The following is a 13,859-nucleotide window of genomic DNA, read 5'->3' on the forward strand; positions in this document are numbered from 1 at the left end:
CCCGGTCGGCCGGGAGGGCCCGTGGCGGCCGCGGGCCGCCCGCTCGGGCGCCTGGTCCCGGGCGGACGACGGCCCGGCGTGTGAACAGCCGGTGACCCGCAGGTCAGGCGGTCATGGCGGCAGCCTGGACCGCCCGGGTGCGCAGTCCAACGCTCATGGGACGTTCCCCGCGCGGACAGATCGAAGTTGACGCGGGCACGTCCTGCGCGGCGACAACACCCGTATGCGTGTCGTCATCGTGACCGAATCCTTTCCCCCCGATGTGAACGGCGTGGCCCACTGCGCGCTCCAGACCGCCCGGCACCTCGTAGATCGCGGTCACCATCCGCTCGTCCTCGCCCCCGCCCCCGCGCCCGGCAGCGGACCGGACACGGACGCCCCGTGCCCCGTCGTCCGGGTCCCCTCCCTCCCCCTGCCCGGCTACCCCCAGGTCCGCGTCGCCCTGCCCAGCCGGCGCCTCGCCGCGGCCCTGGTCGCGCACCGCCCCGACGTGATCCACCTGGCCAGTCCCTTCATCCTCGGCGTCCGCGGCATGGCCGCCGCCGCCCGGCTCGGCGTCCCCGCCGTCGCCGTCTACCAGACCGACCTGGCCGGATACGCCCGCACCTACATGGGCGCCGGAGAAACCGCCGCCTGGCGGCGGATCCGCTCCGTGCACACCGCCGCCGACCGCACCCTCGCCCCCTCCGGCGCGGCCCTGTCCGACCTGGAGACGCACGGCGTGCCCCGGGTCCGGCTGTGGCCGCGCGGCGTGGACACCGTACGTTTTCGGCCGGACCGCCGTGACGAGGCACTGCGACGCGAACTCGCCCCGAACGGCGAACCGATCGTCGGCTACGTCGGCCGGCTCGCTCCCGAGAAGCACGTCGAACTCCTCGCCGGGGTCTGCGGGCTGCCCGGCGTACGGGTCGTGGTCGTGGGCGACGGACCCAGCCGGCCGCATCTGGCCGAGGCCCTGCCCGGCGCCGTCTTCCTGGGCCGCCGCACCGGCGACGAACTCGCCCGGATCTTCGCCTCGCTGGACGTGTTCGCGCACACCGGCCCCTTCGAGACCTTCTGCCAGACCGTCCAGGAGGCCATGGCCAGCGGCGTCCCGGTCGTCGCGCCCGCCACCGGCGGCCCGCTCGACCTGGTCGCCCACGGCCGCACCGGCCTCCTCGTCCCGCCGCGCGATGCCGCCGCCGTCCAGGAGGCCGTCCGCGCCCTGGCCGCCGACCCGGGCCGGCGGGCCGCGTACGGCACCGCCGCCCGCGCCATGGTCGAGGGCCGCACGTGGGCCGCCGTCGGCGACCAGCTGATCGCCCACTACGACGACGTGCTGGCCGCGCGGAAGACGGCGGTGGCGGCATGACCGGCCGGTCCCTGCGCATGGTCCGCCTCGCCAACTTCGTCGCGCCCGCCTCCGGCGGCCTGCGCACCGCCCTGCGGGAACTCGGCAAGGGCTTCCGGGCAGCGGGCCACGACCCGGTCCTGATCGTGCCCGGCGAACGGCACACCGACCGCGACACCGAGCAGGGCCGTGTCATCACCCTGCCCGGCCCGCTGCTGCCCGGCACCGGCGGCTACCGCGTCCTCACCGACAAGCGGCGCCTGGCCGCGCTCCTTGAGGAGCTGGCCCCGGACCGCCTGGAGGTCTCCGACCGCACCACGCTGCGCTGGACCGGCCGCTGGGCCCGCCGCGCGCGCGTGCCCGCCGTGATGGTCTCCCACGAGACCGCCGACGGCGTGCTGCGCACCTGGGGCCTGCCCGAGCGGCTCGCCCGGCGCACGGCCGACTCCCTCAACACCCGGACCGCGCACGTCTACTCACGGGTGGTGTGCACCACCGAGTACGCCGAGCGCGAGTTCGTCCGCATCGGCGCGCGCAACGTCGTACGCGCCCCACTGGGTGTCGACCTGACCGAACGCCACCCCGCCCTGCGCGACCCCGGGCTGCGTGCCCGCCACGCGCGCGCGGACGAGGCGCTGCTCGTGATGGCCTCCCGGCTGTCGGTCGAAAAGCGCCCCGGCACGGCCCTGGACGCCCTGGAGGCGCTGCTGCGCCGCAGGCGGCGGGCGGTGCTCGTGGTGGCCGGGGACGGGCCGCTGCGGGCCCGGCTGGAGCATCGCGCACGGGAGCGCGGGCTCCCGGTGACCTTCCTGGGACACGTCACGGACCGGACCGCCCTCGGTGCGCTTCAGGCGTCCGCCGACGTCTGCCTGGCGCCGGGGCCCGCCGAGACCTTCGGACTGGCCGCGCTGGAGGCCATGGCGTGCGGCACGCCCGTGGTGGCCAGCGCCTCGTCCGCGCTGCCGGAGGTCATCGGCTCCGCCGGGGCCACCGCCGCCGGCACCGGCACCGCGTTCGCGGACGCGGTGGAGGAGCTCCTCGACCGGGGCGAGCCCGAACGGCGGGACGCGGCACGCGCGCGTGCGGAGTGCTTCGGCTGGGGAGCGGCCGTCGAGGCGTTCCTGGCGGCCCACGACGCCGAGGTCCTGCGCCGGGCCGGCTCCCGTCCCGCCCTGCCGGAGGCCGCGGCATGAGACCCGTCCGCTTCGTCGCCCTCGGGGACTCGCTGACCGAGGGGGTCGGCGACCCGTGCGGCACCGGCCGGCGGGGCTGGGCCGCGCTGCTGGCGGCCTCCCTCGCCGAGGACAGCGAGCACGTGCGGTTCACCAACCTCGCGGTCAGCGGGGCGCAGACCCGGGACGTGCGGGAACGGCAGGCACCGGCCGCCCTGGAGCTGCGCCCCGACCTGGTGTCCGTGGTCGTCGGCGTCAACGACACCCTGCGCCGCACCTTCGACATCCACGCCGTGGCCGCCGACCTCGACCAGGTGTACGGAGCCTTCGCCCGCCAGGGCGCCACCCTGCTCACCGCCTGCCTGCCCGACCCCGGCGCCGTGCTCGGGCTCCCGGACGCCCTGGCCCGTCCGCTGGCCCGGCGGCAGCGGGCGGTCAACGCGGTCGTGCACGCCCTGTCGGACCGCTACGACGCCGTCCACCTGCACGCGGCGGACGGCGCCTGGGTCACCGACCGCACCCTGTGGAGCGCGGACCGGCTGCACCCGGGCGAGCGCGGCCACCGCCGGCTCGCCGTCCGCTGTCACGCGCTGCTCGCCGAAGCGGGCCGGGCCGGCGGGCGGCCGCCCTCGCCCGAGCCCGAGTCCCCCGGACCCACCCGCACGGCGAGCCTGTGGTGGCTGGCCACGGCAGGGACCGGCTGGGTGGTGCGGCGCTGCCGCGACCTGCTGCCGCAGCTGCTGCGCCTCGCCGCCGAGGAACTGGTGCACCGCGCGCAGGGCACCAGCGCCCGGCTGGACCGGCGCGCGTCGGCGGCGGTGTCCGCGGCCCTCGCGGCCCTGCCGGAGGGCGCTGTGCCGGCCCGGCCGCGACGGACCGGCGGCAGCGAGGACGTGCCGGAGGGAGCTGCCGCGGCCCTCGGGAGTCAGCGGCGCCGTACCGGCACGAACCGGACCGGGGTGCCGGGCGCTGCCTGCGCGGCGGCCGGCAGGTCGGCGGCACGGACCACCGCGACCACCGGGTAGCCGCCGGTGGTCGGATGGTCGGCGAGGAACACCACCGGACGCCCGTCCGGCGGCACCTGGACAGCGCCCAGGACCATGCCCTCGCTGGGGAGTTCACCGGACCGGGCCCGCTCCAGGGCGGGCCCCTCGGTGCGCAGCCCGATGCGGTTGCTCGCCGCCGAGACCCGGAACGCGCGCGTGGTGAGGTCCCGGACCGCCCGCGCGGTGAACCAGTCGTCGCGGGGGCCCAGGGTCACCCGGAGCACGAGTTCGGTGGGCGGACGCGGCTGCGGTGTGCCGTCCACGCGCGCGGGCGGGCCGGTCGGCGCGCCCAGCGGCAGCACCACGCCGTCCGCGAGCGGGGCCGGGCCGAGGCCGGAGAGCAGGTCGGTGGAGCGGCTGCCGAGGACCGGTTCCGCGGCGACGCCCCCGGCGACGGCCACGTAGCCGCGGACGCCGGCCGTGGCGGCGCCCACCTCCAGCAGCGCGCCCGCCGGTACGACGACGGGGGCGCCCCAGGCGGCCGGGCGGCCGCCCACCGTCACCGGACAGGGCGCACCGCCGACCGCGACGGTCGTCGCGCGACGCGGGCGCAGCGCACAGCCGTCGAGGGTGGTCTCCAGGACGGCGGCGTCCGGTGGATTGCCGACGAGCCGGTTCACCAGGGCCGCGGCGGACGGGTCGAGGGCACCGGAGCGGGGCACGCCGAGATGCGCGTACCCCGGCCGCCCGCGGTCCTGCACGGTGGTCAGCGCCCCGGCGCGCACGACCACGAGCGCACGCGGGGTCATGCGCCCTCCACCGGCACGAAGCGCACGCGCGTCCCCGGTACCAGCAGCGCGGCGGGCACGCGCGCGGCGTCCCAGAGGACCGCGTCCGTCGTCCCGATCAGCTGCCAGCCGCCCGGTGACGAGCGCGGGTACACACCCGTGTACGGTCCGGCCACCGCCACCGAGCCGGCGGGGACCGCCGTGCGCGGGGTGGCGCGGCGCGGGACGCCGTAGCGCTCCGGCAGCCCGGTGAGGTACCCGAAACCGGGGGCGAAGCCGCAGAAGGCCACCGTGAACTCGGTGCGGGAGTGGACGCGGGCCGCCTCCCGTTCGGTCACCCCCCAGTGTCCGGCGACCGCCGCGAGGTCCGGGCCGTCGTAGCGCACGGGCAGTTCGATCAGCGCACGCGCGTCCGTGGGCGTCTCGGGCACCCGCGCGGTGGCCAGTTCCGCCGCCCGGCGGGCCGGGTCGTCCACTCCGTCGAGCAGCACCGTACGGGCCGCCGGGACGATCTCGCGGACGCTCAGCGACCCCTCCGCGCGGCGCCGCAGCAGCTCGGCGTGCAGGGCCTGTGCCTGCGCTCCGGAGGCCACCTCGACCAGCAGCGCGTCGTCGCCCACGGGGAGCACCCTCACGCGAACGCCTCCACCCGCACGCCCGCCGCCACCAGCCGTTCGCGCACCCGCCGGGCCAGGTCCACCGCGCCGGGCGTGTCACCGTGCAGGCACAGGGACCGGGCGCGCACCCGGATCCGCGTGCCGGAGTGCGCGACGACCTCACCGGAGCGCGCGAGGCTGACGGAACGCTCCACGACGGCGTCCGGGTCGGACACCACGGCCCCGTCCCGGCCGCGCGGCACCAACGTGCCCTCGTCGGTGTACGCGCGGTCCGCGAACGCCTCCGGCACGGCCCGCAGGCCCGCCGCCGCGGCCGTCTCCAGCAGCCGCGAACCGGGCAGGCCCAGCACCGGCAGCGAGGCGTCGGCCAGGCGCACCCCCTCGATCACCGCGCGGGCCTGCTCCACGTCGTGCACCACCCGGTTGTAGAGGGCGCCGTGCGGCTTGACGTACGCCACCCGCGCCCCGGCCGCCCGCGCGAACACCTCCAGGGCGCCGATCTGGTAGGCGACTTCGGCCGCCAGCTCGGCGGACGGCACGTCCATCGCGCGCCGCCCGAACCCCGCCAGGTCCCGGTAGGAGACCTGCGCGCCGATCGTCACCCCGCGCGCGGCGGCCAGTTCGCACACCCGGCGCATCGTGACCGCGTCCCCGGCGTGGAAACCGCACGCCACGTTGGCACTGGTGACGACGGACAGCAGCTGCTCGTCATCCGTCAGCCGCCAGCGTCCGAAGCCCTCTCCGAGGTCGGCGTTCAGATCGATCGCGGTCATGGTGATCCCTTGTCTCCTCTTCTCGCCCTCCACGCGCGCGTGTGGGCAGCGGCCGCGGTGACGGGGCGGCACCGGGTACGGTCCGGCCGGCTCACGCCAGTTCCTTCCCGCGCGTCTCCGGCAGACCGAGCAGGGCGAGTGCGGCCAGTCCGTAGCCGGCCGCGCCGAAGACGAGCGCACCGCCCACGCCCCAGCTGTCCGCGAGGAAGCCCACCAGGGTCGGGAACACCGCCCCCACCGCTCGCCCCGTGTTGTACGTGAACCCCTGTCCCGTGCCGCGCACCGCCGTCGGGTACAGCTCGCTCAGGTAGGACCCGAAGCCGCTGAAGATGGCCGACATGCAGAACCCCAGCGGGAAACCGAGCACCAGCAGCAGGGTGTCGGCGCCGTGCGGGATGTTCGCGTACGCCAGGATGCACAGCGCCGACAGCAGGGCGAACAGCCAGATGTTGGTGCGCCGGCCGAGCCGGTCGGTGAGGTGGCCGCCGGTCAGGTAGCCGAGGAAGGCGCCGGAGATCAGGAAGGCCAGATAGCCGCCGGTGCCGACGACCGACAGGCCGCGCTCGGACTTCAGGTACGTCGGCACCCAGGTCGCCAGCGTGTAGTAGCCGCCCTGCACGCCCGTGGAGAGCAGGCTCGCGAAGAGGGTGACGCGCAGCAGCCCCGGGGCACCGTCCCGGGCGGGCCGGAAGATCGCCGCGAACGAGCCGCGCCGGGGGTCCTGTTCGCGGGCCGCCGTCGCCACGGGGGCGTCGTGCACCCGGCGGCGCATCCACACCACGAACAGCGCCGGCAGGGCGCCGGTCCAGAACATCACCCGCCAGGCCAGGTCCGCGTCGGCGATGGAGAAGACCAGCGTGTACACGACCGCCGCCAGCGCCCAGCCGACCGCCCAGGAGCTCTGGACCGCGCCCAGCGTACGGCCCCGGTGGCGCGCACTCGTGTACTCGGCGACCAGGATCGCGCCGACCGCCCACTCGCCGCCGAAACCGAGGCCCTGGAGGGCACGGAAGACCAGCAGGGTCTCGTAGCTGGGCGCGAAGCCGCAGGCGACGGTGAACACCGCGTACGTGATCACCGTGATCATCAGGGCCCGGACCCGGCCGATCCGGTCCGCGACCACGCCCGCGGCGGCACCGCCGACCGCCGACACCACCAGCGTGACGGTGGTGAACAGACCGGTCCGGCCGCTGTCGAGACCGAAGTGCGCGGAGAGCGCCACCATGCTCAGCGGCAGCGTGAAGTAGTCGTAGGAATCCAGGGCATATCCGCCGAAAGCTCCGGCGAACGCGCGCCGCCCACGCGGGCCGAGGGCGCGTAGCCAGCCGAACGCGCCGTCCTCGGGGGAGCGTTCGCCTCGCGCCGGCCGGGCACCGGCGGAGGGCGCGGACGCGGACCGGGGCGGTGGGGTCGTGCTCATGGGCACCTCGCAGAGGGGGACGGAGGGTGCGGGGAAGCGAGCCGTGCCGAGCACCGTAGGGGATCGTTCAACGATCCTTCAATACCCACGTTGTCTCGTCCTGGTGTCTGCGATTGAATTCCGGGCATGGCAGAGCAGCTGACGGGACTGGCCGGCGACCGTGTCCTCCTGGGCCGCACGAGCACCGCCGAGCGCGTCTCGGACATCCTCAGGAGCCGCATCTCCGAGGGCTACTTCCCGCCCGGCACCCGGCTCTCGGAGGACAGCATCGGCGGGGCGCTCGGCGTCTCCCGCAACACCCTGCGCGAGGCGTTCCGGCTGCTCACCCACGAGCGCCTGCTCATCCACGAGCTGAACCGCGGCGTTTTCGTCCGGGTCCTGACCGTCGAGGACGTCGAGGACATCTACCGCACGCGCTCCCTCGTGGAGTGCGCCGTCGTCCGCGGTCTGGGCGAGCCGCCGTACCCGCTGCGGCAACTGGCCGCGGCGGTCGCCGAGGGCGAGCGGGCGGCCGACGAGGGCGACTGGAAAGCGATGGGGACCGCCAACATCCACTTCCACCGGGAACTGGTCGCCCTCGCCGGCAGCGAGCGCACCGACGAGCTGATGCGCAGCGTCTTCGCCGAGCTGCGGCTCGCCTTCCACGTCGTGGACGATCCCCGGCGGCTGCACGAGCCGTACCTCGCCCGCAACCGCGAGATCCTGCGCACACTGGAGGCCGGCGACCGGCACGGCGCGGCCCGGGCGCTGGAGACGTACCTGGCGGACTCCCTCCAGCGGGTGGTGGAGGTCTACCGCCGCCGCGTCGGCGAGGACGGCGCGTCGTAACGGCGCGGGGGAGGCGCGGCGGCCTCCGGGCAGGGGCGGGGTGGCGGCGGCCCCTGGGCAAGGGCGGGGTGGCGGCAGCCCTTGGCCAAGGGTGGGGTGGCGGCGGCCCTTAGGCATGCGCGGGGTGGCGGCCCCGGGCATGCGCGGGATGGCGGCTCGCGGTGACCGGCCCGACCCGGCACGGCGCCTCCGACGCCGGGTCCGGCCCCCGGCCCGACCGCTTCCGGTGCTCGGCGCGGACCGGTAGGGCCGCCTTCGGCGCCGGGTCCGGCCCCTGTCCGGCCGCTTCCGGTGCCCGGCGCGGACCGGCCCGGCCGCTTCCGGTGCCCGGCGCGGACCGGCCCGGCCGCTTCCGGTGCCCGGCGCGGACCGGCCCGGCCGCTTCCGGTGCCCGGCGCGGACCGGCCCGGCCGCTTCCGGTGCCCGGCGCGGACCGGCCCGGCCGCTTCCGGTGCCCGGCGCGGACCGGCCCGGCCGCTTCCGGTGCCCGGCGCGGACCGGTACGGCCGCCTCCGTGCCCGGCGCGGGCGCCCGCGGTGCCCGGGCGCGGTGGAGCCGTCCGCGTCGTTTGGGTGGATGTCAGACCGAGGACCTAATCTGTGCACCGTGACTTCCCCTGCACCGACGGACAGTGTTCCGCCCCAGCTCAGCGCGGGGCCGCGCCCGGCACCGGGCCCGGCCGCCGACGAGGGGCTGGCGCGTCGGCTGCGCGCGCTCGCCTGCACCGCGCCGCTGCACGACCTGGACGCGCGCAAGGCCAACCTGGCCGGCGAGTACTCGGTGTACGGGATGGCGGAGGTGGCACTCGCCGCCATCGACCTGGTCACGCTGAACATGGACTTCGACACGGGCGCCGACCACGACCAGATCGTCGCCCGGCTGACCCCGCGCATCGCCGCCCAGGCCCCGCACCGGCCCGCCGCCGAACACGAGCGCGTGGCCCGCTGGGTCATGGAGAACCTGATCAACGTCGGCAGCGTCGACCGCGGCTTCCGCGCCGTCTACGGCACCTTCGCGCCCGACGGCACGTACGTCCGCCGCGACTACGACTTCAAGCTCCTGGAAGAGGTCCCCGGCCCCGGCGGCACGGTCTACCTGCGCACCACGGACGAGGCCGTCAACGTCCTGGTCGGCGCCCTCGACACGGACGTCACCAGCGCCCAGATCGCCGCCGAGGTCAAGCTGGAGGTGCTGATCAACCGCGGCCGGCTCGCCGACGCCCAGCTCGCCGCCGAGCAGGCCCGCTACCGCACCGTCCAGTACTCCGAGACACTCCGCCGGGCCCTGGACGCCACCCGGCGCAACGTCCGCGCGGTCGACTGGCTCAACGCCGTCCCCGACATGATCACCGAGGCCCTGGACCACGTGGCCGAGCGCTACCGCCACGAGAACGCCATCCTCACCAACATCCGCAAGGCCCGCGACGAGACCGAGGACCCCGAGCACAAGCGCCGCGCCGCCGAACTGGTCGACATCGTCAAGGACTGCATCCGGCGCCACACCCAGCTCCAGTCGCGCCTGCTGGAGGCGGGACCGCTGTTCCGCGCCGAACAGGACCGGCAGGCCTTCGCCACACCGGCCACGACGTCCGGCACCGACCTCTACGGCCATCTCCTCGCCCCCACCCTGCCGCTGCCCCTGGAACAGGCCACCCGGGTCACGGACGCGTTCTTCGCGCGCGGCACGGGCCTGCGCACCCCGGTCTCCGTCCGGATCACGGACCTCGTCGACATACTGCTGACGCCGCCCGTGGAGCGCGAGCACCTGGGCGCGGAGATGCCCGAGCCCGACCTGATCGCCACGCCGGACGACAGCCGGTTCAGCGAGGAACAACTGGCCGCGGCGACCGAGCTGCTCGACCTGCCCGCGGACGCGCCGCGCAGACTGTCGGGCCTGCTCACCGAGGCCCGCCGCACCGGCGACCCCGATCTCGCCTACCTCGTCGCGCTGTTGGCGGTCCACGCGGCCAGTCCCGCCGTCGGCACCGCCTACCGGCAGGGCGAGGAGAAGCTGCTGTTCGCCGTGGACGACGGGACCGAACTGGACGATCCCGAATTCGGCGGCGCGGACCTGATCGTGGGCACCGCGCTGCTGGACGCGGCGGGCATGGCGGCGGACCGGACGGAAGCAGCATGAGCGAGCAAGAGCACGACAAGGAGCCGAACCCGTGACCGAGCACGTCGAGTGGAGTGAGCCCGAGCCCGCCGCCGCGCCGGCCGGCTCCGCCGTCACCCCCGCCGACGCCGCCGACGCGGCGCGGCTCGTCGCCTTCGGGCTGCAGCCCAAGCTGGCGCCCGCGCGCGACCAGGAGTACACCGAACTGCTCCGCCGCCACCGCGAGGACCCCGCCTTCGCCCGGCTCGCGGACGCCGTCGCGGCCGGCCTCGGGCTCGTCGTGCTGGAGGTGTCCCCGCGCGCGGGAATGGCCGTCACCGCCGCCGAGGACTCCGTCTTCGCCGTCCGCATGGGCGACTACGCGCGTCGCACCACCGCCGACTCCGGCGACCGCTTCCTGCACGGACTCGCCCATCTCGCCGCCGCGGCGCTGGCGTTCCCGCGCCCCGAGGACCTCGCCGACGACGCCTACATCGGCCGGGTCACCGTCAACGGCGTCGACGCCTTCGTCCGGCAGGCGTGCCGCCGACTGGAGGAACGCGCCGCGCAGCAGGGCGAGAACACCGACCCGGCCACCGACGCCCCCGGTCTGGAGGCCGCCTGGCGGATCTGGGCCAGGCGCAGCGCCACCGGCGCCACCAAGGACGCCCGCCGGCCGGCCGCCTCCACCACCGGCATCGTCGCGAAGGCCCTGGCCTTCCTCACCGAATCGGGCTTCCTGCAGCGCACCGGCGACGACAGCGGCGGCACCTACCGCACCACCGCCCGCTACCAGCTCCAGGTCCGCGACATGGCCGGCAGCGCCGCCCTGGCCGAACTGCTGGAGCTGGGCGTCGTCCCCGTCACCGACGGCACGGCGACCCTGCTGCCCGCCGAGGACACCGACGACCTCGACCTGGTGGCCGACGCCGGCCTGCCGTTCCACTCCTGAACCACCGCACCGTCCACCAGACTTACGAGAGTCCGCCATGTACGAGCTGTCCCGGGTCCGCCTCTACTCCATCGGTCCCGCCGGTGCGCGCTACGCCGACACCGTGCTTGACCTGCGGGGTGTCGGCGAGCCCGTGCCCGACCCGGCGCCCACGCAGGCGGAGTTCTTCGAGGAGGAGCCGTCCGGGCCGCCGCGCCGGCCCGCGCCCGCCGGCGTGCTGTTCCTGGAGAACGGCGGCGGCAAGTCCGTCCTGCTCAAGCTGATCTTCTCGGTGATGCTGCCGGGCCACCGCAACACCCTCGGCGGCGCCAGCTCCGGTGTGCTGCGCAAGTTCCTGCTCGCCGACGACTGCGGGCACGTGGCCCTGGAGTGGCAGCACGTGCAGACCGGCGAGTGCGTCGTCGTCGGCAAGGCCAGCGAGTGGCGCGGGCGGCAGGTCTCCAACGACCCGCGCAAGTTCGCCGAGGCCTGGTACTCCTTCCGGCCCGGCCCCGGCCTGAGCCTGGACAACCTGCCCGTCGCCGAGGCCACCGCCGTACGGCCGCCCGCCGAGGGCACGTCCGGCGCGCAGGGCCGCCGCCGCACCATGAAGGGCTTCCGCGACGCCCTCACGGAGGCCGGCAAGGCGTACCCGCACCTGGAGGTGCACTGGGAGGAGATCCACGACCGGTGGATCGAGCACCTCGGCGATCTCGGGCTCGACCCCGAACTCTTCCGCTACCAGCGCGAGATGAACGCCGACGAGGGCGAGGCCGCCGGTCTCTTCGCGGTCAAGAAGGACTCCGACTTCACCGACCTGCTGCTGCGCGCCGTCACCGACACCCGCGACACCGACGGCCTCGCCGACCTCGTCAGCGGCTTCGGCAACAAGCTGGGCCGGCGCGCCGAGCTGATCGCCGAGCGGGACTTCACCGCCGGCTCGGCCGACCTGCTCGGCCGGATCGTGGAGGCGGCCGAGACCCGCTCACGCGCGCGTGACGTCCACGCGGGCGCCGAGCGCCGTACCCGTACGCTGGCCCGGCGGCTCTCCGCGCGGGCCGTGCGGGAGCGGGTCCGGGCCGCCGACCTCGCCCAGCGGGTGACCGCCGCCGCCTACGCCGTCACCCACTCCGAGGGGGCCCGCGAGCGCAGCGCCCTGATCGCCGCCGAACTCGCCTACCGCCACGCCTCGCTGGCGCTCGCCGCCGCCGAGAAGTCCGCCGCCGCGCAGAAGCGCGAGCTGGCCGACGCCCGCACCCTGCACGCCGCCTGGCAGGCCGCCGAGGCCGTCCTGCGCCACCGCGCCGCCGCCGACCGCGTCGCCCGTGTCTCCGCCGCCATCCAGGAGGCCGAACGGGACGCGGCACCCGCGCTCGCCGCCCGCGCCAAGGCCGCCGTGGACCTCGTGCGCGCCCTGCACCGCGCCGCCGAGAGCGCCGAGACCCTCGCCAACGAGGAGGAGGAGCGGTCCGCGGCCCTCCAGGAGGTCAGCGACAGCGCCTACCGGGACTCCACCTCCGCCGCCACCGAGGCGCAGCGGGCCCGCAGCGAGGCCGGGCACCTGCGCCAGCGGCTCGCCGAGGTCGAACAGGAGACCGCCGAGGCGGTCCGCGCGGGCTGGCTGGACGACAGCGCCCCGGACGCCGACCCGGCGCGGGCCGCGCTCGCCGCCAGCGACGCCGAGAAGACCGCGGTGGCCGCCTGGGACACGGCCCGTGAGGCCGCCCGCAAGGCGACCGAGCACGCCCGCGAGGCCGCCGCCGCCGAGTCCCGCGCGGAGCTGACGGCGGCACGCGCGGCCGACGCGGCGACCGCGGCCGAGCGGGCACACGAGGCCGAGCGCCGCCTCGCCGAGGCCCTGGCCGCCGAGGAGCGGCTGGCGGAGCTGCTAAGCCTGCCCGGCGCACCCGCCGCGGCGCGCGTACCCGGCCCCCGGACGGGAGCGGACGACGGCACCGCCGCCGACGGCATCCGCCGACCGGTCGGCGAGGGCACCCCCGGCACCGACGGCACCCCCGGCACCGACGGCATCCCCCGACCGGTCGGCGAGGGCACGCTCGGCCCCGAGGAACTCGACCGCTTCGCCGACGAGTTGCGCCGGCTCCTCGACGACGCCGTGGCGACCGCCGAGCGGCACCTGTTCGACCTGCGGACGGCCGCCGCCGACGACTCCCGGATCCTCGGTGCCCTCGGTGACGGCGGACTGCTGCCGCCCGGCCCGGACGTCCTGGCCACCGTGGAGTACCTCGGCGAGCACGGCATCCCGGCCCTGCCCGGCTGGCGCTACCTCGCGCAGGCCGTCGACCCGGCCGACCACGCCCGCGTGCTCGCCGCCCGCCCCGAACTCGTCGACGGCGTGATCATCACCGACCCGGCCTCGCACGCCCGTGCCCGCGAGGCCCTCGGCGACGCCGCCCTGCTGCCGCGCTCCGCGGTCGCCGTCGGCACCGCGGCCGCACTGCTCGCCCCGCCCCCCGCCGGGGACGCCACCCCGGGCGACGTCTTCCTCGTGCCGCCGAACCCGGCCATGCACGACGAGCACGCCGCCGACGAGGAACGGCAGGCTCTGCGCGCGCGGGCCGGCGCGCGTGACGAGGAGATCCGCTCCCTCGCCGCCCGCCTCGGCAAGGACCGCGAACTGGCGGCGCGGCTCACCTCCTGGCGCACCGGCTGCCCCGCCGGCCGGCTCGCCGAGCTGACCCGTGCCGCGGCGGAGACCCGCGCGTTCGCCGAGGAGACCGAGGCCGAACTCACCGAGGCGCGGACCGTGCGCGCCGAGGCCGACGAGGCCGCGGCCGAGGCCGCGCAGCTCCGCGACGAGCGCCAGGAGGCCGCTCAGAAGGCCCGGCGCGCCGCCGACGCCCTCGCCGGCCTCGCCTTCCGGCTGCGCGAGCGCGCCGGCTGGCAGGTGAAGCTGCGC

The 13,859-nt window shown here is 76.4% G+C and carries 10 protein-coding genes and 1 pseudogene; 7 read left to right on the plus strand and 4 right to left on the minus strand.

The window, feature by feature from the left end; genetic code table 11:
- Positions 1-223 precede the first annotated feature (223 nt).
- Genes GT045_RS23820 through GT045_RS23830 form a run of 3 tightly spaced genes read left to right on the plus strand, consistent with a single transcriptional unit; the run spans position 224 to position 3,527 of the window.
- Positions 224-1,351 (plus strand): glycosyltransferase family 1 protein, encoded by a 1,128-nt coding sequence (locus GT045_RS23820; protein ID WP_161335382.1) that lies wholly within the window; start codon positions 224-226, stop codon positions 1,349-1,351.
- The gene (locus GT045_RS23825) at positions 1,348-2,523 is read left to right on the plus strand and encodes a glycosyltransferase (protein ID WP_161335383.1); all 1,176 of its coding nucleotides are present in this window, start codon (positions 1,348-1,350) and stop codon (positions 2,521-2,523) included. Before GT045_RS23820 ends, GT045_RS23825 begins: the two co-directional genes overlap by 4 nt.
- On the plus strand, positions 2,520-3,527 hold the full coding sequence (locus GT045_RS23830) for an SGNH/GDSL hydrolase family protein (RefSeq protein WP_161335384.1): 1,008 nt from the start codon (positions 2,520-2,522) through the stop codon (positions 3,525-3,527). Before GT045_RS23825 ends, GT045_RS23830 begins: the two co-directional genes overlap by 4 nt.
- Here the strand turns inward: GT045_RS23830 and GT045_RS23835 are convergent.
- The 4 genes from GT045_RS23835 to GT045_RS23850 form a co-directional block, all read right to left on the minus strand.
- Positions 3,428-4,297 carry a biotin-dependent carboxyltransferase family protein gene (locus GT045_RS23835; protein ID WP_161335385.1) on the minus strand — a complete coding sequence of 290 codons (870 nt, stop codon included), beginning with the start codon at positions 4,295-4,297 and terminating at the stop codon, positions 3,428-3,430. The two genes, GT045_RS23830 and GT045_RS23835, sit on opposite strands and share 100 nt — an antisense overlap.
- Positions 4,294-4,911, minus strand: a complete 618-nt coding sequence (locus tag GT045_RS23840) for an allophanate hydrolase subunit 1 (protein ID WP_161335386.1) — start codon at positions 4,909-4,911, stop codon at positions 4,294-4,296. The genes GT045_RS23835 and GT045_RS23840 overlap by 4 nt, the downstream gene beginning before the upstream one ends.
- Positions 4,908-5,666, minus strand: a complete 759-nt coding sequence (locus tag GT045_RS23845) for a 5-oxoprolinase subunit PxpA (RefSeq protein WP_161335387.1) — start codon at positions 5,664-5,666, stop codon at positions 4,908-4,910. Before GT045_RS23845 ends, GT045_RS23840 begins: the two co-directional genes overlap by 4 nt.
- 91 nt (positions 5,667-5,757) lie before the next feature.
- Positions 5,758-7,086: an MFS transporter gene (locus tag GT045_RS23850; protein WP_161287097.1), complete on the minus strand. Its 1,329-nt coding sequence runs from the start codon at positions 7,084-7,086 to the stop codon at positions 5,758-5,760.
- Positions 7,087-7,212: 126 nt separating this feature from the next.
- Here GT045_RS23850 and GT045_RS23855 point away from each other — a divergent pair, with 126 nt between their 5' ends.
- The 4 genes and pseudogenes from GT045_RS23855 to GT045_RS23870 form a co-directional block, all read left to right on the plus strand.
- Entirely contained in the window at positions 7,213-7,914 is a 702-nt protein-coding gene (locus tag GT045_RS23855; protein ID WP_161335388.1) for a GntR family transcriptional regulator, read from the plus strand.
- A 606-nt stretch (positions 7,915-8,520) separates the two neighbouring features.
- Positions 8,521-10,050, plus strand: coding sequence for a hypothetical protein (locus GT045_RS23860; RefSeq protein ID WP_161288409.1), 1,530 nt, complete (start codon positions 8,521-8,523; stop codon positions 10,048-10,050).
- Between the two features lie 31 nt (positions 10,051-10,081).
- A complete protein-coding gene (locus GT045_RS23865; RefSeq protein ID WP_161288407.1) occupies positions 10,082-10,960 on the plus strand; it encodes a hypothetical protein in 879 nt (292 codons plus the stop codon).
- A gap of 37 nt (positions 10,961-10,997) precedes the next feature.
- A pseudogene (locus GT045_RS23870) lies at positions 10,998-13,859 on the plus strand (hypothetical protein); the annotation flags it as partial.

The sequence above is a fragment of the Streptomyces sp. SID486 genome (assembly GCF_009865385.1).
Taxonomy (GTDB): Bacteria; Actinomycetota; Actinomycetes; order Streptomycetales; family Streptomycetaceae; genus Streptomyces.